19 protein-coding genes and 1 pseudogene are annotated in these 21,209 nt (G+C 32.4%); 7 read left to right on the forward strand and 13 right to left on the reverse strand.

Features of this window, described 5'->3' with window-relative positions:
* The first annotated feature begins 29 nt into the window (after positions 1-29).
* The 3 genes from AB3G34_RS08080 to AB3G34_RS08090 are packed head-to-tail and all read left to right on the forward strand — an operon-like array spanning position 30 to position 2,977.
* Entirely contained in the window at positions 30-839 is an 810-nt protein-coding gene (locus AB3G34_RS08080) for a mechanosensitive ion channel family protein (RefSeq protein ID WP_367753660.1), read from the forward strand.
* Positions 840-845: 6 nt separating this feature from the next.
* Positions 846-1,745, forward strand: a complete 900-nt coding sequence (locus AB3G34_RS08085; RefSeq protein WP_367770567.1) for a mechanosensitive ion channel family protein — start codon at positions 846-848, stop codon at positions 1,743-1,745.
* 2 nt (positions 1,746-1,747) lie between these two features.
* Complete coding sequence (locus AB3G34_RS08090; protein WP_367770570.1) at positions 1,748-2,977, forward strand: cation:proton antiporter; 1,230 nt, start codon at positions 1,748-1,750, stop codon at positions 2,975-2,977.
* Between the two features lie 54 nt (positions 2,978-3,031).
* Here AB3G34_RS08090 and AB3G34_RS08095 read toward each other — a convergent pair whose 3' ends face one another.
* From AB3G34_RS08095 to menD, 9 genes are all read right to left on the reverse strand, one after another.
* Positions 3,032-4,084 (reverse strand): o-succinylbenzoate synthase, encoded by a 1,053-nt coding sequence (locus AB3G34_RS08095; protein ID WP_369754034.1) that lies wholly within the window; start codon positions 4,082-4,084, stop codon positions 3,032-3,034.
* Between the two features lie 30 nt (positions 4,085-4,114).
* Entirely contained in the window at positions 4,115-4,291 is a 177-nt protein-coding gene (locus AB3G34_RS08100; RefSeq protein ID WP_367770575.1) for a hypothetical protein, read from the reverse strand.
* Positions 4,292-4,479: 188 nt separating this feature from the next.
* The gene (locus AB3G34_RS08105) at positions 4,480-5,682 is read right to left on the reverse strand and encodes a tetratricopeptide repeat protein (protein WP_369754037.1); all 1,203 of its coding nucleotides are present in this window, start codon (positions 5,680-5,682) and stop codon (positions 4,480-4,482) included.
* Between the two features lie 160 nt (positions 5,683-5,842).
* Entirely contained in the window at positions 5,843-6,520 is a 678-nt protein-coding gene (locus AB3G34_RS08110) for a metal-dependent hydrolase (RefSeq protein WP_367753672.1), read from the reverse strand.
* 11 nt (positions 6,521-6,531) lie between these two features.
* Positions 6,532-7,494: a 1,4-dihydroxy-2-naphthoate octaprenyltransferase gene (menA, locus tag AB3G34_RS08115; protein WP_367770584.1), complete on the reverse strand. Its 963-nt coding sequence runs from the start codon at positions 7,492-7,494 to the stop codon at positions 6,532-6,534.
* An 82-nt stretch (positions 7,495-7,576) separates the two neighbouring features.
* On the reverse strand, positions 7,577-8,407 hold the full coding sequence (locus AB3G34_RS08120) for a 1,4-dihydroxy-2-naphthoyl-CoA synthase (RefSeq protein ID WP_367753676.1): 831 nt from the start codon (positions 8,405-8,407) through the stop codon (positions 7,577-7,579).
* Positions 8,408-9,170: 763 nt separating this feature from the next.
* Positions 9,171-10,025, reverse strand: coding sequence for a S1 RNA-binding domain-containing protein (locus AB3G34_RS08125; protein WP_367770590.1), 855 nt, complete (start codon positions 10,023-10,025; stop codon positions 9,171-9,173).
* 111 nt (positions 10,026-10,136) lie between these two features.
* Positions 10,137-10,478: a DUF2853 family protein gene (locus AB3G34_RS08130; protein ID WP_367770592.1), complete on the reverse strand. Its 342-nt coding sequence runs from the start codon at positions 10,476-10,478 to the stop codon at positions 10,137-10,139.
* Between the two features lie 117 nt (positions 10,479-10,595).
* Positions 10,596-12,257, reverse strand: a complete 1,662-nt coding sequence (menD, locus tag AB3G34_RS08135; protein WP_369754040.1) for a 2-succinyl-5-enolpyruvyl-6-hydroxy-3-cyclohexene-1-carboxylic-acid synthase — start codon at positions 12,255-12,257, stop codon at positions 10,596-10,598.
* A gap of 139 nt (positions 12,258-12,396) precedes the next feature.
* On the opposite strand from menD, the gene AB3G34_RS08140 reads away from it, so the two are divergent.
* Positions 12,397-12,894 carry an N-acetyltransferase family protein gene (locus AB3G34_RS08140; RefSeq protein WP_367770597.1) on the forward strand — a complete coding sequence of 166 codons (498 nt, stop codon included), beginning with the start codon at positions 12,397-12,399 and terminating at the stop codon, positions 12,892-12,894.
* 66 nt (positions 12,895-12,960) lie between these two features.
* Here the strand turns inward: AB3G34_RS08140 and AB3G34_RS08145 are convergent, their stop codons facing one another.
* From AB3G34_RS08145 to AB3G34_RS08160, 4 genes and pseudogenes are all read right to left on the reverse strand, one after another.
* Positions 12,961-13,548, reverse strand: coding sequence for a glutathione peroxidase (locus AB3G34_RS08145; protein WP_367770599.1), 588 nt, complete (start codon positions 13,546-13,548; stop codon positions 12,961-12,963).
* A 152-nt stretch (positions 13,549-13,700) separates the two neighbouring features.
* Positions 13,701-15,914, reverse strand: a complete 2,214-nt coding sequence (locus tag AB3G34_RS08150; protein ID WP_369754041.1) for a TonB-dependent receptor — start codon at positions 15,912-15,914, stop codon at positions 13,701-13,703.
* A gap of 5 nt (positions 15,915-15,919) precedes the next feature.
* Positions 15,920-17,215: a hypothetical protein gene (locus AB3G34_RS08155; RefSeq protein ID WP_369754042.1), complete on the reverse strand. Its 1,296-nt coding sequence runs from the start codon at positions 17,213-17,215 to the stop codon at positions 15,920-15,922.
* 77 nt (positions 17,216-17,292) lie between these two features.
* Positions 17,293-18,519: pseudogene (locus AB3G34_RS08160) on the reverse strand (DUF4331 family protein).
* Positions 18,520-18,750: 231 nt separating this feature from the next.
* On the opposite strand from AB3G34_RS08160, the gene AB3G34_RS08165 reads away from it, so the two are divergent.
* The 3 genes from AB3G34_RS08165 to AB3G34_RS08175 all read left to right on the forward strand — a co-directional run bounded on the left by AB3G34_RS08165 (position 18,751) and on the right by AB3G34_RS08175 (position 21,192).
* Positions 18,751-19,281, forward strand: a complete 531-nt coding sequence (locus AB3G34_RS08165; protein WP_367770607.1) for an RNA polymerase sigma factor — start codon at positions 18,751-18,753, stop codon at positions 19,279-19,281.
* Complete coding sequence (locus tag AB3G34_RS08170) at positions 19,281-20,066, forward strand: anti-sigma factor domain-containing protein (protein ID WP_369754043.1); 786 nt, start codon at positions 19,281-19,283, stop codon at positions 20,064-20,066. Before AB3G34_RS08165 ends, AB3G34_RS08170 begins: the two co-directional genes overlap by 1 nt.
* Positions 20,067-20,247: 181 nt before the next feature.
* Positions 20,248-21,192: a tRNA dihydrouridine synthase gene (locus AB3G34_RS08175; RefSeq protein ID WP_369754044.1), complete on the forward strand. Its 945-nt coding sequence runs from the start codon at positions 20,248-20,250 to the stop codon at positions 21,190-21,192.
* The last annotated feature ends 17 nt before the right edge of the window (positions 21,193-21,209 follow it).

Genomic DNA, 21,209 nt, shown 5'->3' on the forward strand with positions numbered 1-21,209 from the left:
TCTTATTTAATTCTCTCAATAACAATGCAATGAAAGAACTATTAAACTATACTCTTTTTCAAGATGGAGAATTCAATATTAAGATTATTAGCATTATAAAGCTATTCGTCTTTCTTATCGTAACGGGTCTTCTTTTGAAAATTATTAAAAAAACAATTTACAAAGTTGACAAAATTGACGAAGCTAAAAAATATTCCATTTACAGTTTAGTCAGATATTTAATTATTGTAATTTCGATTATTACTGGTTTACAACTATTTGGATTTAATTTATCGGTACTAGTAGCAGGTTCAGCAGCATTATTAGTTGGGATTGGTTTGGGATTACAAAACCTATTTAGTGATTTTGTTTCTGGAATTATACTCTTGGTTGACTCTTCAGTTAAGGTAAATGATGTTATAGAAGCTGACGGATTAATATGTATTGTAAAGGAAATCAACTTAAGAACAACCACCGTTTTAACGCGAGATGATAAATACATTATCCTACCTAATTCTAATTTAACAAAAAATCAGTTAATAAACTGGACACATAATGATCTCTCGTCAAGGTTTGACGTCAATATAGGTGTAGATTATTCATCGGATATAAAACAAGTAATGCAAGTACTTAAGGAAGCTGTTGATAGTCAAAACGGTGTACTAAAGGAACCAAATCCTTTTGTTCGATTTACTGATTTTGGTGATTCATCACTAAATTTTTCTGTTATTTTCTGGTCTGAAGATGTTTTTAGAGTCGAAAGTATAAAAAGTGAAATGAGGATCAAAATATTTGAATTATTTAAAGAAAATAATATCATCATTCCTTTTCCTCAAAGAGTAATACACATCAACAAATAGACAAAAATGGAAAAGCAAATCCAAGAATACCTATATAATCCCACTGTTGGGAAAATTGTGACTTTTCTTGTTGGTGTTGCCATAATTTGGATGATTATTAATGCCCTTCAAAAAAAGCTGTTTTCAAAAATTAAAGACAATGACAATCGATATAAAGCTAAAAAGTTCAGCACTTTTGTGGGTTATTTGATAACTATTATTTTTTTGACTGTTGTTTTTAGTGATAAGTTAGGTGGATTTACTGTTGCATTAGGCGTTGCAGGTGCAGGAATTGCGTTTGCCTTACAGGAAGTTATTGCTTCATTTGCAGGTTGGTTAGCCATCATGTTTGGTGGATTTTATAATACAGGAGATCGCGTACAACTAGGAGGAATAAAAGGAGACGTAATGGATATTGGAGTGCTACGAACTACAATTATGGAAACAGGGCAATGGGTTGATGGTGATTTATACAATGGAAGAATAGTATTGATTGCCAATAGTTATGTTTTTAAAGAACCTGTTTTTAATTATTCTGGAGATTTTCCTTTTTTATGGGACGAAATAAAAATACCCATTCAATACGGAAGCAATTACGATAAAGCTCAAGAAATAATATTGAATGTAGGTATCGAAGTTGCAGGTGATTTAACCAATACTTCAAAAGAAAAATGGAAAAAACTTCAAAATAAATATAGATTAGAAGACGCACAAACTGAACCCATGATTTCCTTGGTTGCCAATGACAATTGGGCCGAATATACGCTTCGTTATGTGGTAGGTTATAAAAAAAGAAGATTTACCAAAACGGCATTGTTTTCTAAAATCTTAAGCCAAATAGAAGCTACAAACGGAGAGGTAAAAATGGCTTCCGCCACATTCCACTTGGTTCAAGCACCTGATTTCAATATCAATATCAAAAAATAATAATGGACGTATTTCATCTTTTTTCAATACTAATTGTAGTATCAGCAGTCTTTGCTTACATTAATTTTCGTTACCTAAAATTACCAAGCACTATTGGTTTAATGCTTGTGTCCTTAGTTTTTTCTCTATTTATATTAGTTTTCGGGAATAATTTCCCTGATTTCAAGCGAGACATAACTGCTACCATGTACAATATCAATTTTAGTGAATTACTACTGGAAGGAATGTTGAGTTTTATGCTTTTTGCAGGAGCAATTCACATTAAATTCAAAGATTTGAACAATGAAAAATTAAGTATCTTATTATTTTCAACCATAAGCGTGCTGATTAGTACCTTCCTAATAGGATTTGCATCTTATTATGTATTGACTTTTATGGGTTTCAAAATAGATTTGATCCACTCCATGCTTTTTGGAGCTTTAATTTCACCTACAGATCCTATTTCAGTTTTGAGTATTTTAAAGAGTACTGGAATTTCAAAATCATTAGAAACAATCATCGCAGGAGAATCTTTATTTAACGACGGTGTAGCTGTTGTAGTATTCATTACACTATTAAAACTAGCTAGTCCTGGTGCAAACTTGGACGCAATTAGTATAATGATGTTGTTTGGTCAAGAAGCTATCGGAGGTTTAATTCTAGGTCTGATAGTGGGTTATATTGGATTTAAATTCATAGCCAGTATAGATCATTACCAAGTAGAAGTATTAATCACTTTAGCAATCGTTATGGGAGGTTATACACTTGCACACTATCTTCATGTCTCAGGCCCACTAGCTATGGTTGTTGCGGGGTTGATTACTGGTAACCAAGGAAAAACTTTAGGTATGTCAGATATAACAGCACGATATGTAGACGGATTTTGGGAACTAATAGATGAAATCCTAAATGCACTTCTTTTTGTACTTATAGGATTAGAACTTTTAGTTATTCAAACCAATCAAAAAATACTTATTGCAGCTTTTATTATTTTAGTCATTACACTAATTACTCGTTACATATCCATTTTTATTCCATCTATTTCGGTACGACTTAAAGAAAAAATAACTCAAAAAACGAGACTAATATTAACGTGGGGAGGTCTAAGAGGAGGCATTTCTATTGCTCTAGCTTTATCAATTAATCCAGAATATCACAAAGAAATATGGGTAACAATCACCTATGTAATTGTTTGTTTTTCTATTTTAGTACAAGGACTAACTATTGGAAAATTTGCTAAAAAAATGCAATAAAAATAAGCTAATAAAACCTGAATCGACATTTTACAAAACACGCCTTTTCGATAGTTAAACCGTTTCTAATTGGTTAAAATCAAAGTCCCAACCACGGTCTTTTTCATACCATAATTGCCCTTGACTAACTTGTAATGGGCAATCAAAATTATTAGTATAAAGTGCTCCAGTCCCTAACCCTTGTGGCATTAAATTGTGCTGTAAATAAGTCCATTGTGCGATGGCATTTAAACCAATATTACTCTCCAAAGCCGAAGTAATCCACCAACCAATTTGATACTTATCGGCCAGTAAAATCCACTCTTTCGTTCCTCTAAAACCACCTATAAAACTAGGCTTCAAAATGATATATTGTGGCATTATTTTTTGCAATAGTCGTTCTTTATCTTCAAATGAAAACACGCCAATCAGTTCTTCATCCAAAGCAATCGGCAAAGGAGTGGTTTTACATAGCTCTGACATCCTGTCAGTGTTGTTTTTAGCAATAGGCTGCTCTATGCTATGCAATACATAACCAGCTAGTTGTGTTATTTTAACTAAAGCTTTATTTAAACTAAAAGCGCCGTTAGCATCCACTCGGATTTCGACTTGTTCGGGACTGAAATTTACCCTAATAAAAGCTAACAATTCCAATTCTTTATCGAAATCTATCGCTCCAATCTTCAATTTTATACAATTGAATCCTTGGGCTAATTTTTCCTCGATTTGCTCCTTCATAAAAGAAGGTTCTCCCATCCATACAAGTCCATTGATTTGAATTGATTTTTCACCCGCAACAAAGTCCGAAGGAAACAATTCAAAAGGTGTTACACTTGCCAAAGATTGAAAGGCCATTTCCACCCCAAACTGTATTGAGGGAAACTCAATTAAAGCTTCCCAAAGTTGCTCTTCACCCAGATGAATATTAGCACAAGTCCATCGCAATTTAATTTCATAATCTGGTCGATCATCAATACTCAAACCGCGCAAAACACCACACTCTCCTATTCCTTTTTTACCGTCTTTTTCAAGCACAATAAACCAAGTTTCTTTTTGAGTTAATACGCCACGAGAAGTCCCAGACGGACGCTTGAAGTCGAGAATATATTTGTGGTAAGTAGCTTTCATTTTAATGCGAACTAAATTGTTTTTAAAGAATTACGATTTTGGTTTCATCAAGTAGGAGATTCCAATTAATAAAATTCCGAAAAAACTCAATATAGTAAACATATAGGTTGGACTTTCCACCAATAGATACATTTTAAGATTTAAAACCACGCCAATAAATAGCATAAATATCCCAAAATAACGTGTAATTGTAATTGCTGTTTTCATAAATTATTTATTTTTTAAAGCATTTAAAGTTCTTAGCTCTATAATTCAAACGTATAAGTCATATAAGTTTTATTATTGCAATCGAAAACCTATTTTAAGTAATAAATCTAAAACTATATAAGCCATTTAAGGACATTTGAGTTTCCTCAACATCTGCTAAACTTAAATGACTTATATGGTTACAAAAACTATTTTTCCATCAACTTCAAAACTCTTTCAAAATCTCCCGAAGGCAAACCTACTTTCTTGAAGATAGCAAAGTCACTATTGATTTTTTGAATCCAACTTAAGCTATCCGTTACGTTTTGAGTTTGATATTCTTTGTAAATAGTTTTAGCACTTCTATACTCGTCATTGAATAAATAAGCATGTGCTAAATTTAGTTTTACTAACAGTTCAGTATCATCTAGCTTCACTCCTTCTTTTAAAGATTTGATTGCTTTACCATATTGCTTGGTTAAAATATAAGTGTACCCAATTGCATTATAATCTAATGCTGTGGCTTTACCTTCATTGATAATTGTATTGTATTGTGCAATTGCGTTGCCATAATCTCCTTTTTTAATGAAATTGGATGCTTGTATACGTAAATTATCCAAAACACCTTTAGAACCGTTTATTTCATTAAAACAACTATTGCCAAAATCTTTGTATGCTTTTGCTTGTTCTATAGCGAGTAGTTTTTGGAATTCCTGAAACTTGTACTGCTTTTGAATTTTTTCTTCAATACAAATACAAAAATCATCCGAGTTAGATAGTTTTCTAGCCAAAGCAGATGTTTTACATTGATTGATAATGTATTTTCTATTTTCTAAAGTCCATCCTCTACTAAGCTTAGTATCTACCCAAGGCACTACTTCAAGAATTATTTTTTGTTTCATAATCCAGTTGCTGCTTTTGAAACCAAACCATAAATTAGTCGTATTGGATTTCAAGCAACTTGATTTATCGATGGACAATCGGTTAGCATCTTTGCTTAATGGTACATCTTGAACTACACAAGCCTTATCTGTTTTATCGTCTTTTTGATACGCTAAAGCGAGCTCATTTGATGAAAAAACAGCATAATTACATTTATCCGTTCCTGAAATTTTAGATAAAATAAAGACCGCTCCTGCTGAGCCTTGACTAATACCTGTTGGGTCAGGAATGGCTTTCAATAGAGAAACTAAACTACTGGCCATTTGTTGATTTTCATCCAATAAAGTAATGCGATAAATCAACTCTGTAGTTCCTACAGGAAAATCATCTGTTTTTACAATGACTCTGTCTCGTGCTGAAACAATAATTTCCTTAGTAGTTGCTCTGTCTTTGTCCCAATAGCCTTCTTTTTGAGCAAAAGCCGACTGATAAAAAATGCTAATAAATAGCAATGCAATGATTTTTTTCACTTTGGTTTCTTTTATTGCAATTGGCGTAGCCCAGATGGAAGTAAAAATCCTTATGCGCCAGGTTTTGGCACATAAGATTACTCCACTTAACTTTCATTTACATAGGAGTTCAGTGAACTTTGTTTGTAAAAAACAGCTGGAAATAGCTCCTTAAGAAAATTTATAATTCGATACTATCCCCTATTTCCAATAGCATTAAGTCTTTTCCTTTATCAAAAAACTTTTGAATGCTTTCTTTATGATCAATTTTGATATACCCAAAAGTGTCGAAATGATACCCAAGTATTTTGTCGCAATCCACAAAATCAGATGCAATAATAGCGTCCTCAACATCCATGGTAAAATTATTCCCGATTGGTAAAATTGCTAGATCTAATTTGGTTCTCATAGGAATCAATTTCATATCCATAGTCAAAGCGGTATCTCCAGCGATATAAATATTTTTATGCTCGCCTTCGATTACAAAACCTCCTGGATTCCCACCGTAAGATCCGTCAGGAAATGAACTGGAATGAATCGCATTTACATACTTCACTTTTCCAAAATCAAAATTCCAACTTCCGCCGTGATTCATAGGATGCGCGGTAAAACCTTTGGCTGCATAGTGACCCGCAATTTCAGCATTTGAAACAATAACGGCTCCAGTTCTTTTGGCGATTACTTCTACATCTAGAATATGATCTCCATGAGCATGCGTCAATAAGATATAATCAGCTTTTAAAGTTTCGATATCAATATGTGCGGCCAATGGATTTGCTGTGATAAATGGGTCCACTAAAATGTGTTTCCCTCCTACTTTGATCCCTAAAGATGCGTGTCCGTAAAATGTTATTTTCATAGTTTTATTTTTTATCTACCCCCCATAAATGTGTTCACAATAATATCCGAAAAAAAGTAAATCATACACAAAGAAAGCAATACTGAAAGTGCAAATGTACTTAGTGCTAGTTTTTTTAATTCAGGATCTAATAACTTTGGGTCTTGGTTTTTATAAACGTTAATTAAATGTTTTGTTAAAGGTATGTATGCCAGTAGGAATAAGTATTGGTCAAATTGAAAGCTATTGAGTAAAGCAAAAATCAAGACTAAAGCCATTGAAAAAAGAATTAAAAAGTAATGGTATAATTTTGCTTTTTTACCTCCAATTTGTACAACCAGCGTATTCTTCCCTACTTTTTTATCAGATTCTTCATCCCGCATATTGTTTAAATTCAACACTCCTACGCTTAAAAAACCTATTGCCATTGCTGGTAAAAAAAGTTCTACATCAATTTGTTTTGAATATAAAAAGTTCACGCCCAAAGTACTTACTAATCCAAAAAAGATAAATACAAATACATCTCCAAAACCACGATATCCGTATGCTTTACTTCCTACTGTATAACGTATCGCCGATGCAATTGCTAAAATTCCCAGTACTAAATAGAAAAAAGAATAGAATAGGTTTGTATCACCAAAAGCAAAATAAATTAGTAACATCGCTGAAAGCAACGTAAGTCCCGAAGTAATGATTATAGCTCGTTTCATTGCTTGTGGTGAAATTACTCCACTTTGTATGGCACGTTTTGGTCCCACACGATCTTCATTGTCGGTTCCTTTCATTCCATCGCCATAATCATTGGCAAAATTAGATAAGATTTGTAATCCAAGTGTAGTTAGTATTGCAAAACCAAAGAGTCTCCAATTAAAAACTTCAGTTGGGGTAAGTATATTATCTGTTGGGTTAGCCAAGGCGTACATACTTCCCACAATTATTCCTGATACCGATAAAGGCAACGTGCGCAAACGGGCCGCTTCAATCCAATGTTTCATTTTATATATTTAGTTTAATGTTTAAAGTTTAATCGTTTAAAGCGTTTTTAAATAACTTTAAACATTAAACCTGAAGCTATTTTTATGGTAACCATTTTTTTTCAAAATTAGGTTTTCTTTTTTCCAAAAAGGCATTTCTTCCTTCTTTGGCTTCTTCGGTCATATAGGCTAATCTAGTAGCTTCACCAGCAAAAACTTGTTGTCCTACCATACCATCATCGGTAAGATTCATGGCAAATTTTAGCATTTTTATTGCCATTGGCGATTTTCCTAAAATTTCCTGCGCCCATTCGTAAGCCGTATCTTCCAATTCAGCATGAGGAATTACAGCATTCACCATTCCCATATCCATTGCATCTTGAGCAGAATAATTGCGTCCTAAGAAGAAAATTTCACGGGCTTTCTTTTGTCCCACCATTTTAGCCAAATATGCCGACCCGTATCCTCCATCAAAACTCGTTACATCAGCATCTGTTTGTTTGAAAATAGCGTGTTCTTTACTAGCTAAAGTTAAATCACAAACTACATGCAAACTATGTCCTCCTCCTACGGCCCAACCGGGAACTACAGCGATAACTACTTTTGGCATGAAACGAATCAAGCGTTGTACTTCTAAAATATTCAAACGATGTTGCCCATCTTCACCAACATATCCTTGATGCCCGCGTGCATTTTGATCTCCTCCACTACAAAAAGAGTACACACCATCTTTAGATGATGGCCCTTCAGCTGATAGCAAAACTACACCTATCGAAGTATCTTCTTGTGCATCATAAAAGGCATTGTATAGTTCTGAAGTAGTTTTAGGACGGAATGCATTGCGTACATCTGGCCTATTAAAAGCAATTCGTGCAACACCATTGCATTTTTTATAGGTTATATCTTCATATTCTTTTACAGTAATCCAATTCATTATAATTGTTTTAATTATTATAGTGTAAAAATAAATCATTTTTTAGACTTTTAGCAATTGTATGGGAGTCTATATGTAAGTAAAATTTTATCTAGTATCCATTTTAAGAAAAAAAAATCAACTAATCTTTAAATTTAACAATCCCTAAAAAAAATATTTATTATCTTTAAACATTACTAATCAACATTGTATGATTTTTTTGAGACCTGATTGGTAAAATTAGTTCACTGATTTATTAATTAAAAAAAAGAATAATTTGAATTCAATTCATTTTTTTGTCACTCCTTTTTCCTTGGTAGTAAGTTATAAAAATATTTCTAAAGCTAAGATTAATGAGTATAAAGGTATAAGCATTTGCCCTAAAGTAAATAATAAAGAGTAACACCTACGGTTAAAATAAAATTTCTATTTGATTGCAAAAATAAGTTTAGCATTTAGCATAATTATTATTTTCGAGAAAACTGATCTTTCAATATATATACAAAACCAATGGCTTTAACGTGAAATTAATTCTTAACTCAAAAAGCATCTATTTGTGCACTTAACGACAATCCATTTTATAAAGTAATTTGCGCTTAATTCGATATTTTTAAAATAGTATTAGCATACTATTCCTTCTAAAAGTGAATAAATCTACTTTAAAGAATGACAATACATTTATTTTATTGTTGTCTTGCATTTTTATAATCCAAACCAACATAAAAGAAGAAAGACTAACCGGTATGATTAGTCTTTCTTTTTTTATGTATTAAATTGTATTTAATTATTCTTTAACCAAATAAATTCCGTCTTCTTTTATTTCAATTAATTTCTCTCTATATAAAGCACCTATCGCCTTCTTGAAAGTTTTTTTACTCATTTTCAATACCGTCTTGATATCTTCTGGATGCGAATTATCGGTCAAGCGTAAAAAACCTCTACTCGCTCTTAACTCATCTAGTATTTTATCCGCATTAGGTTCAATACTTTGATAGCCTTGAATTTGTAGCGCTACATCAATTTTATTGTCAGGACGAATGTTTTTTATGTATCCTCGCATACGATCTCCTGTACGAATAGCATCATCATAAACCTCATCTTTATACAACAACCCTTTATGGCGCTCATTAATAATAACGTTAATTCCTAATTCAGTAATGTGTGAAACAATCAAGTCGACTTCTTCTCCTTTTTCAATAGTCAATTCGTCATTTTTTAAGAATTGATTGGTTTTACTTGAAGCTACTAAACGATTCGTTTTTTCATCCATATAAAGATAAACCAAGTAACGTTTTCCTTTTTCCATAGGACGCGCTTGCTCTTTAAATGGAACCAAAATATCTTTTTCCATTCCCCAATCCATAAAAGCACCTATCTGATTGACATAATTTACACGTAAAAGTGCAAACTCATTCAACAATATATAAGGTTCTAATGTAGTTGCAACTGGACGTTCTTCGTGATCTAAATAAACAAAAACAATAAGCTCCTCACCTATTTCAAATTCATTTGGCACATATTTATTAGGTAAAAGCACATCGTGAATTCCCTCTGGATCAGTTTGAGGACTACCCAAAAATAAACCAACTTGGGTATCACGAAGTATTGTAAGCGTATTGTATTTTCCTATTTCAATCATTTTATTCAATTTTCTAAGGCGCAAAGGTACGAAGTTTGAAGATGGGATAGCAAAAAATTACTTCACAAAAAAAGCGCCTCTAAGGCGCTTTTACATTTTTATATCAATTTACTAATTGTAAACACTTTCTTTTTTAAAATGAACTGCTAATAAATAATAAACTACTGCTCTGTATTTATTTGCATTTGAGCGACCATACTTTTCAATAACTGCATCAATTCCGGCATCTAAATCCGGACCATCTTTAAGACCTAATTTTTTGATTAAAAAGTTATTCTTCACTGTATCCAATTCTGATTGTTGACTTCCTGCAACAGTTGAAGAGTCTTTATTATAGATAGAAGGCCCACAACCAATAGTTACTTTTGTCAATAAATCCATATCTGGATTAACTCCGCATTTGTCTTTTAAATCCGCGGCATACTTTACAATTAAATCTTCTCTTGCACTCATAAATAATAGTTTACATTTTTTGTTAATATTCGAATAGACTCAAATTTAAAAAATAAATCTTTATAAACCCATTTAAAGACAAAGAAAAAAGTGATTTTACATTAAAATAAACTCCCATTAAACTAATTCCTTAAAATATTGAAGCAAAATTCGATCATTATCTAAAGTTGGAGTGAAAATCTCTAAAATAGACGGTTTTTCATTCTGCTCGTATAAATTACTTAAACTATTTTTTAACGAAGTTTCATCACTGGCGATACTATATTCAAATCCATACATTTTAGCCAAATGTTCAGCAGTAAGACAATGCGATGTTTCAAAAAAGGTATTAAAAACGGGAGTTTCCTCATGTCCAGGTAAAATTCTAAAAATTCCCCCTCCACCATTATTAATCAAAATTATCTTAAAATCCTTAGGAATATAATTATTCCACAACCCATTACTATCATATAAAAAACTAATATCTCCGGTAATAAAGGTAGTTTGTTTTTTATTGGCAACAGCCGCACCAATAGCCGTAGAAGTACTTCCATCGATTCCACTTGTTCCTCGATTGCAATACACTTCAATCGAAGGATCAATATCGATTAATTGTGCATATCGAATGGCAGAGCTATTACTGATTTGTAATTGGCTGTTTTTAGGTAAACTAGGAATTACGGTTTCGAAAACTTTAAAATCTGAAAAAGGAATTTTAGCTAAATAAAGATTGCTTTTTTGCTTTCGCAAAAGGGTAACTTTTTCTGTTTTTTCAAAATAATCACTGACAACTATTTTGGTAAGTGGTAAAAACGCATCAAAAAACACATTGGTATCTGCTTCAAAATGCTCCGTTAAAACACCAAAAGTATCGTAAGCCCTTAACGGATCAATATGCCAATGGTGTTTTGGTTTGTATTTACGTAGAAAGGCTTTAATGCGTTTGGACACAATCATTCCTCCAAAAGTTACTAAAATATCTGGACAAAATTCTTCAAAATCTTCATTTGAGAATGGTGTAATAATAGTATCAATGTTGTTGATAAAAGAGGGATGATGCAGATTGGAAGTGGTTTCTGTTAAAACAACTACCGAATTGTCATTGGCCAAAGCCTCTACTGTTCTCTCGTTCACAACGTTTGGATCATTGACACCTACCAAAACCATTTTCCGATGAGAGTTGTTCCAAATAGTTGCGAATTTTGCTAAATCATCATTAGAAATCGTCTGGGTTTCATTTGCGGAAGCAAAAACATTGACAGCAACTGAAAGTTCAGAAACCGTTTCGTATAAGGGTTCTTCAAAAGGAGCATTAATATGAACTGGACCTTTTTTATCTATTGCAGTATTTATTGCCGCATTTATTTTTTGATCGTTTTCAGTAGAGGGTCCTTCTTGTAAATTAGCATTATAAACGGAATGATTTTGGAATACATTTTCTTGACGAATCGTTTGTCCGTCGCCGATATCAATCTTACTCTGTGGACGATCAGCCGAAATTACAATCAATGGAATCTGACTGTAAAAAGCTTCCGCAAAAGCAGGGTAATAATTCAACAATGCGGATCCCGAGGTACAAACCAGGGCTACTGGTTGCTTCGTTTGTTGCGCTATACCTAGTGCAAAAAAAGCCGCGGAACGTTCATCGGCAATACTATAACATTTAAAAGCTGAATTACTAGCAAAACCAATTGTCAACGGGGCGTTACGAGAACCTGGAGATATAACTATTGTGGTGATTCCTTTGCCCAAACAAGTTTGAATGATACTTTGAGCTAAAGGTATTTTGGGGTAAATCATTAAAATTTAGTTTAAAGTTCGAGGTTCAAAAAACAATAAATTGTTTAAATCCTCAATAACAGCAAAGTTACAAACTTGCGTTCTCTTTTTAGTTCGTTTTAGTTGATTTTTATTAATTTTGACAACAAATAATTACTCTATGAAAATCAAGTTAAGAGCTTATAAAACAGAAGACACACAAGCGATATTAGATATCATCAATTATAATATTCTGAATTCAACCGCTTTGTATGATTATAACCTCCGAAATTATGATCAACAAAAAGCCATTTTAGAAGACAAAATAGCGAAAAACTTCCCTGTTATTGTAGCGGAATTGAATGGTGTTGTCACTGGTTTTGGGATGTATAGCGAGTTTCGATTTCGCGAAGCATATAAATTCACTGTAGAGCATTCTGTGTATGTGAATAATGACTTCCATGGTCAAGGAATTGGAAAAATATTGCTTCAGGAATTAATCGAACTGGCTAAAAAACAAGGTTTACACACTATGATTGCCGTTATTGATGCCGAAAATCAAAGTAGCGTAGACTTTCACGAAAAATTTGGTTTCAAAACAGTAGGAATAATAAAAGAATCAGGATTTAAATTTGACCGTTGGTTACATTCTGTTTTTATGCAGTTGATTTTAGAATAAAAAAAAAGCTAATTCACTATTTGGATATCGAAATAGTGAATTAGCTTTAACTCTATTTTTTTATTATTAGGCTTTAATCCAATTGATAACAGAAGCATCTGTTGGTAACGTTTTTGGAGAAATTACTTTTTCAAGTTCCCCTTTTTCATTTATTAGATATTTTTGAAAATTCCATTCTACATCAGAATCCTGCAATCCATTTTTAGATTTTTGTGTCAAAAACTGATACATAGCACACATATCATCACCTTTTACGGATACTTTGTCCATCATAGGAAAAGTTACTCCATAATTTAATTGGCAAAAAGAGGCAATTTCTTCATTTGTTCCTGGCTCTTGTGAAGCAAAATTATTTGCAGGAAAACCAACAATTACAAATCCTTTATCCTTGTATTCTTTATAAATAGCTTCCAAGTCTTTATACTGTGGTGTCAATCCACATTTTGAAGCCGTATTTACAATCATTACCTTTTTTCCTTTCAAAGAGGCAAAATCAAAAGTATTTCCTGATAAATCTTCTACCTTAAACTGGTAAATGTTTTGTTTTTCCATAGCCATTTCGGTTTTGTTTTTATCTGCTTTTTTGCTTTGAGCTTCATTTTTGCAACTAAAAAGTAATAGTGCTGAACAAGCTATAAATAATAGGTTTTTCATATTTAAATTTTTTATAAAAATAAACAAATTGTATTTAGAATAGTTCGTATTAACTTTTTATTAATAATGAACAACTGTTAAAAAAAACCTAGTGCCAAACAAAAAAAACACTAGGTTTTCCAACCAAAAACAAACTATCACTTTTATTATTATTAGAATGCATAAGTAATCTTTCCTTTCATATAAAACGGTGTTCCAGGGGTAAAGTGAATTTCTTCTACACTATTGGGCTCGTTTTGTAATCTTGATTCTGTTGCAAACTGTGTTTCGTTCCATTTTGAATTCAATATATTCTCAATAGACACCCCAAAAGTCACCTTGCTATAGGTATAGTTTATATTGAAATCTGCTATAGCATATCCTTTTGCCACTATAGAATTATCTTCATTGGCAGGGCGACTTTTTAAATAACGATACCTCACTCCTCCCGAAAATCCGTTCCATTTTTGAAAACTCAATCCACCAGTAGAGGTGAAATCTGGAGCCAATGGAATGTAATCTTGACCTTTCGGCTCATCAATACTTCGAGCATAAGTATAATTTGCATCAGCATCAAAATACAAATAGTCATTTAGCTGATAACGCAAACCTAAATCGACTCCCATGCGTTTTGATTTCCCGCTTGGTTCAATGATTCCAGCATCACCCACATAAACAAATTCTTGTTCTAAATACAAATACCACAAAGCAGAATTCACAATTAGTTTAGGAAATGGTTTCCAAATGGTACCAATATCAGTACCAATAGCTGTTGGTAGAATTTCTTTTCCATTGTTTTGAACTACTACTCTAGTATCATTAGAATGAAAACCAATACCCGATTTTACAAAAAACTGCAAATCATTATTTTGAGAATAGATAAAATTCAACTTTGGCGAAATTTTCACTTCCGTTTCTAACTGTGTTTTATAAATTGCAGCTAATTTATCTTGGTAATTGAATTTAAAATAGTCTAAACGTACGGCTGGATTGATGAGCAGTTTTCCGAATTTAATTTCTGAATTTAAATACGTAAACCCATTTGCTTCATCAATATCACCTAATTTTATTCTTTCTAATGTTGTACTTCTATTTAAAGTATGTGACAATTCGGTATCCGTTGTTGCATCGGCACGAAAACCTACACCCAACTGAAACAATACATCCCAATCGCTACTTTTTAGTTTTTTGTTTAACTCTGCATTCATACCGTAAATATTTCTGTTTTCTTTTTGTCTAATTTGATCTCCATTGATAGGATCATCTAAGAAAAAAGTAAAGTTAGAATACAATTCAAATTCATACTTAGAATAAAAAGCATTTGCTTTCAAAAACGTATTTTCATCAATGGGTTTACTTAATGTCGCAATGATATTAGTTCTTGCCGTAGTTCCGCCCTCCGTTTCATCAACTGATCCAAATCTAGAAATAGTACCGTTATCTACCAATCGTTGTGGTATTTGGCCACTAGCATCCCACTTACTGGAAAAACGGGAAGCAGAAATAGAAAATTTACTATTATCATCTAATATAGCTGAATATTTTCCTAACAGATTGACCCTATTAAAATTTTGGGGGGAATCAAATGGGCCATCTGTTAGAATATATTCAGTAGCTAGATAGGCGGATTGTTTTTTTTGTTTACCCAATAAGTTGAATAAACCTACTGTTCTTAGTGTATTAAACTGGCCCGCTTCGACACTGATGCTACTTTTGTCTAATTTTTCTTTAGTTTGGAAGGCAACGTATCCTGCGGTTGCAAAATCCCCTTTGTCCGCATAATACGTGCCTTTTCCAAAATCTATTTTTTCTACTGTTTCAGGAATCACAAAATGCAAATCGGCATAACCTTGCCCATGCGCATGCGAAACCATATTTACTGGCATACCATCTACCGAAATGGCAATATCAGTACCATGATCAATGTCAAAACCTCTCAAGAATATTTGTTCAGCCTTCCCTCCACCGGCATGTTGTCCTATGAATAATCCAGGTACTTTTCTAAGAATTTCTTGAGAAGAATTCACTGGAGTAGTTTGCAAATCTATTTTTGAAATAACATTCATCGCTGATAACTTTTGCTGAATAACAATTTCATTCAGTCTAAAAATATCATCTCCCAATACGATTCTAATTTCAGAGTTGGTAATGGTATAATTCTGTTTTTTATAACCCAATGCGCTAATCTTTAAGACATCTGCCAATACCGTTTTATCAATACTAAACATTCCTAATTCATTCGTATGTGCATGACTTTCTGAATTTGTATTTACTACATATGCGTTCTCTATTGGGTTACCAAATTCATCAACTATAGTTCCTTTTTGAACTTGACTGTGGGATACTAATCCAGTTATAGACAGTAGAATTGCTAAAAAATATCTCATCTGTTTTATAATTGATTTACCTTTTTTTCAAAATTGGGTCCCAATTCATATATACTAGAAAGCAATTCTTTTTTTATAGTAGCTACTTTTTGAGTGTCATTATTCGCTTTGTAAATCATAGCCAAATGGTATTGGACATTAGGTTCAAAAGATTTTCCTAGTACATGTTCTTTAGCAATTTCTAAAGCTTTTTCCTGCTGCCCCATGTTTAAATAAGACCAAGCCAATAAGTCATATGAATCTGGTGTAGGTCGATGATCTACTTCAATTTTTGCAATTTCTAATGCTTTTGCAGCATTTGCTTGATCGTCGGCATAAATTAAAGTATTGTACTTATTATACATTGCACCATAATTAGTAGCATTCAACATATCGAAATATGCTTTTTTATTTAAATCAGCTTCTTTTTTATCACCTTCAAATTGAGCAATTTGAGCTTTCAATAAAAATAAATCTGGGGCATTATGTGTAATTTCAATAGCTTCCACAATTCTTTTTGCTTCGGTTGTATTTCTTTCATGAGAAAATACAATCCAAGCAATTCCTTTTAAAGCATAGGAATAATTGGGATCTATTGCTAATGTTTTTAAATAACTACCATATGATTCCTGGATCATTCCGGCATGACCGTAAAAATCTCCAAGATTTGAATAAGACCATATTTTTAGTGTTTTATTGTCTTCTTTTTCTGCTATATCTCTTGCTTTTTCCATGAAAGTAATAGCGGTTTTCAAATCGCCTTTATGGTCATTCCATTTCGCTAAGCGAATCAAATAATCATAATCATTCATGTCTTTTAAAGCATTCAAATTTGTTAATGCTTCAGGAAAATTCCCTAATTCCATTTGAACATCAAAAAGTAATTTTTGAGTTTCGTTACGTCCTTCACCAATGGCAAATGCTTTATTGGCCAAAACTAACGCTTCTTTAAAGCGATGTTGTGCAATATAATTTCTTACTAAAGACCGTAAAGTTGAAACTTTTGAATAGTTATTTGCTTCATTTGATTGGATCAATAAATCTTCGGTTTTATATAAGTTTTTTATATCACCATTATATTCAAAAAGGGTAGCATATTTTGATGCAATTACATCTAAAAATGTTTTTTGATTTGGTGCTGCATCATATTTAGATTGCCAAAATTCAATTTCTTTATTTGCAAAATCTATTGATTCATTTCCTGCAATATGCAAGTATTTATTGTAGTCAGCGGCTTTTGTAATTTGAGTTGTTTTATTATCGCAAGCAAAAATAAAAAGGATTGTAAAAACAAAAATGGGGATTAATTTATACGTTTTCATAATCTATTGTTTGTTATTCATTATTAAAAAAAACAGAGTACTTAATTTATAAAAGCACTCTGTTTTTTTGTTATCTATTACCAAGCAGCTGCTAAGTAAGGGAATGAAGCTGTAAATGGTTTATCATTTGCATCCACGTGATCAGAAGTAAGTCCAGGGTTAGCTGCACCATTTGTACCTCCAAAGATCAATATCAATTCTACATCAATAACGTCATCAGCCAATGCTCTACCTGTTAAAACATTTGTTCCATCGAAGAACGTAGTTTTACCAGTAGTTTTTACGTTTAAAACATCTGTTGCTAGTACTCCAGTAAATTGAGCAGCTGTTAAACCTAATGCATTAGTTGTAAATGCAGGGTTTAAAGCCATTAATCTAGATTGAAAAATAGATTGGTATTTTGCTCCCATTGCAGAAGGAATGGCTGCATTAAAATCGTCTTTAGGTTGACCTGAAGCGATAAAAACAGTATTTATTGCTGGTCTAGCCATTTGATCTTGTTGTACATATGTTCCTGAGAACTCGGCACTTGCCATAGGATCATTATTATCGTCTTTGTTACAGCTTACTGTAGCTACTGCACATACAAGTGCAAAAGTTATGATTTTGAATTTATTTGATTTCATAATTTTCAATTTTTAAAATAAAATTTATTATTGTTTTTTCTTAGTTTCTGCCCATACATTTAAAGTACTTGCTGTACCTAACATTGCTTTTGGAACCTCAACAACTACTGAAAGTACATTAGATCCTGCAAAAGTATCTGTACCTGGATTGTTGAATCCTGAAGCTGTCCCTCCAAGGATTGCTTGAAATTGACCTAAGTCAAAAAAGAATGGATCGTCTCTTGGTCCAGCGAAAAATTTCATTCCGTTTTCTGTTGAAGTTACAGCTGAAGCTCCGTATTTAGAAATTGCTACACTTCCAGAAGCTGCACTTGTTTTAATCGTACTAGATGTACCAGTTGTTGTAGGTGCATATGGTCCGAAGAAATACATTTTATCTCCTTTTCTAATTGCTTGTATTACTAAGTCTTCTACATTATCACCTGTATTATCGATATTAATTTCAATCATTACATTTTCATTAAAGGAAGCAGCTGCTGTAGCATTCGGACTTAATAATCCTTGTGTGTTAACTGCAAAAACTAAATTACTAGTTTCTTGTCCTTGAAAAGTGTATACGTCTGTAATGTCTGCTGCATTACCTGTTACTGATGGAGCATCTACGTGATCCGCTGCTACTAGAATTAGACCTGAAATCGCAATTAGCGACAGACCCAATATCATTTTTGTTTTTTTCATTTTGTTATAATTTAAAAGGTTATAAAAGCATTTACGGGAATGTTTCCGATTTGGTTTTAAAATAATTAAAAAAAACTTAATTTTTTAATCAACTTATTGTAAATCAGTATTTTACAATATTAAAAAAAACACAAAATTTTTAAATCCCATTTTTTTTAAATTAGATATTGAATTATTTAATTTAAATCTGAATAAGTTTGTATAAGTTTGTAATAGTTAAACTTATACATTATGACCCAAGAAGATTTATTAGTATTGATTTACAAAAAAGACGAAAGAGCATTTACACATCTATATGATATGTATTCAAAAAGTTTATTTTCTGTCATTAATGTTTTAGTTAGAAATAGAGAAGAGGCCGAAGACGTTCTTCAAGAAGTCTTTGTCAAAATATGGAAAAACATTGATTCCTATAATGAAAGCAAAGGCCGATTTTATACTTGGATTCTAAATATTGCCAGAAATACTTCTATAGATAAACTAAGATCTAAAAATTTTAACAATAGCCAAAAAAACCTTTCTTCAGATAATTTCGTAAATCTATTAGACGACAGTAACAAACTCGTTAATAAGGTGGATACAATAGGGATTCAAGAATTTGTAAAAAGATTGAAACCCAAATGTATTCAAATAATAGATTTACTGTTTTTTAAAGGATATACTCAACAAGAAGCTTCGGAAGAGTTAAATATCCCTTTAGGAACGGTAAAAACACACAATCGAAATTGTATAAATGATTTAAGAACTTATTTGAAAGTATAATGGAAAATAAAGAATATATAGACTCCGGTATTTTAGAACTTTACGTGTATGGTCTTCTTAGTGAAACCGAAAGTGAAGCCGTTGCCACTAAGGCAAAAAACGACAATGAAATTAATGATGAAATCATCGCAATTGAAAAGTCAATTGTAGCATTATCATCTAGCTTCTCCCCTTTTCATTCGGTCGCAAATTATGAAAAAATTAAAGCCAAACTCGAATTAAAACATGCTAAAGTAATCGAATTGGAACCAACTAGAAATTGGTCACAATATATTGGTTGGGCTGCAGCTATACTCCTAATGGTAGGTGTAGGTTACCAGTACAATCAATTAAACCTGACTAATAATCAAGTCGTTAAAACTGAAGTGGAAAAAGTAAAAATGGAGAAAGAACTTCAAACATTAGAACTTCAAAATAAAGCTACTGAAACTAGTTTAGCTGTAGTAAGAGATGTGAAAAATACGGTAGTAGCACTTGGTGGTCAATCGGTTGCACCAGAGTCGTCTGCCAAAGTATATTGGAATAAAGAGACACAAGTGGTTTATGTAGATGCTGCTGGATTACCAGAACCTCCAAAAGGAATGGTGTATCAAGTTTGGGCATTAAAACTAAATCCTTTAACTCCTACAAGTATTGGATTACTTGATAATTTTGATAAAAACAACCAACGTATTTTTGCTGTAAACAGTACTGGTGATGCTGAAGCTTTTGGAATTACGCTGGAGCCTGCCGGAGGAAGCTTGACTCCTACAATGGAACAATTATACACGTTAGGAAAAGTATAATTATTATAAAATTTCAATTCATAAAAAAGCCAGACTTTCTATTTAAAGTCTGGCTTTTTCCATCTTATCAACTCCTTTTTTTAGATGCATTAAAAAACCTAAAAAGACCTCAAATAACATAACTGTTAAATGAAAAGCATTACAATCAAAAGTATGTTATATTTGCATTTTTAAATACTACATGAACTACACCTTACTTTCCTCCCCTTTACAAGGATTTACCGATTTTCGTTTTAGAAACGCACAAAACAAGATTTTTGGTGGAATTGACACTTATTATGCTCCTTATATCCGTTTAAATGGAAAACTAGTTATAAAATCCTCTTATCAGCGTGATTTATTGCCGGAGAACAATTCAGAATTAGAAGTTATTCCACAAATCATAACTAATGATGCCGATGAGTTTTTGTTTGTTTCAAAGTATGTTCAGGAACTAGGCTATAAAGAACTAAACTGGAATTTAGGTTGCCCTTATCCTATGGTAACAAAGTGCGGAATGGGTTCAGGATTGATTAGTAATACTGAAAAAATCAACCAGATTTTACACAAAGTGCATAATGAATCGGATATTATTGTTTCCATGAAAATGCGCTTAGGCTATGATACTACAGAGGAAATTCTAGATGTATTGCCTATTTTAGAAAAGTACGCAGTAAAAAATGTGGCTATACATGCACGATTAGGGAAACAATTGTACAAAGGTGGAGTACATTTAGATGCTTTTCAAACTTGCGTAGATCAAAGCAAGGTAAAACTGTATTACAATGGAGACATTACATCCGTAACTAAATTCCATGAAATGCAAAAGCGCTTCCCTTCTATTGACCATTGGATGATCGGAAGAGGTTTAATTGCCGATCCTTTTTTACCTAGTATGATTAAAAATAACACCACCGAATATCCAAAAAATAAAATGGAGCTATTTAGTGAATTTCATGAAACATTGTATCAAGGATATAGTGAATCGTTATCTGGTTCCACGCATATTCTATTGAAAATGCATCACTTATGGGAATACTTCTCTGTTATTTTTTCTAATCCACACAAAGTGCATAAGAAAATCAAAAAAGCGAAAAGCATCCGGAATTATGAAGCGGCTGTTAAGGAGGTTATAAAAGAGGGCTAAATAATGTACTAAACATG

Source organism: Flavobacterium sp. WC2409 (genome assembly GCF_041200085.1).
Lineage (GTDB): Bacteria > Bacteroidota > Bacteroidia > Flavobacteriales > Flavobacteriaceae > Flavobacterium.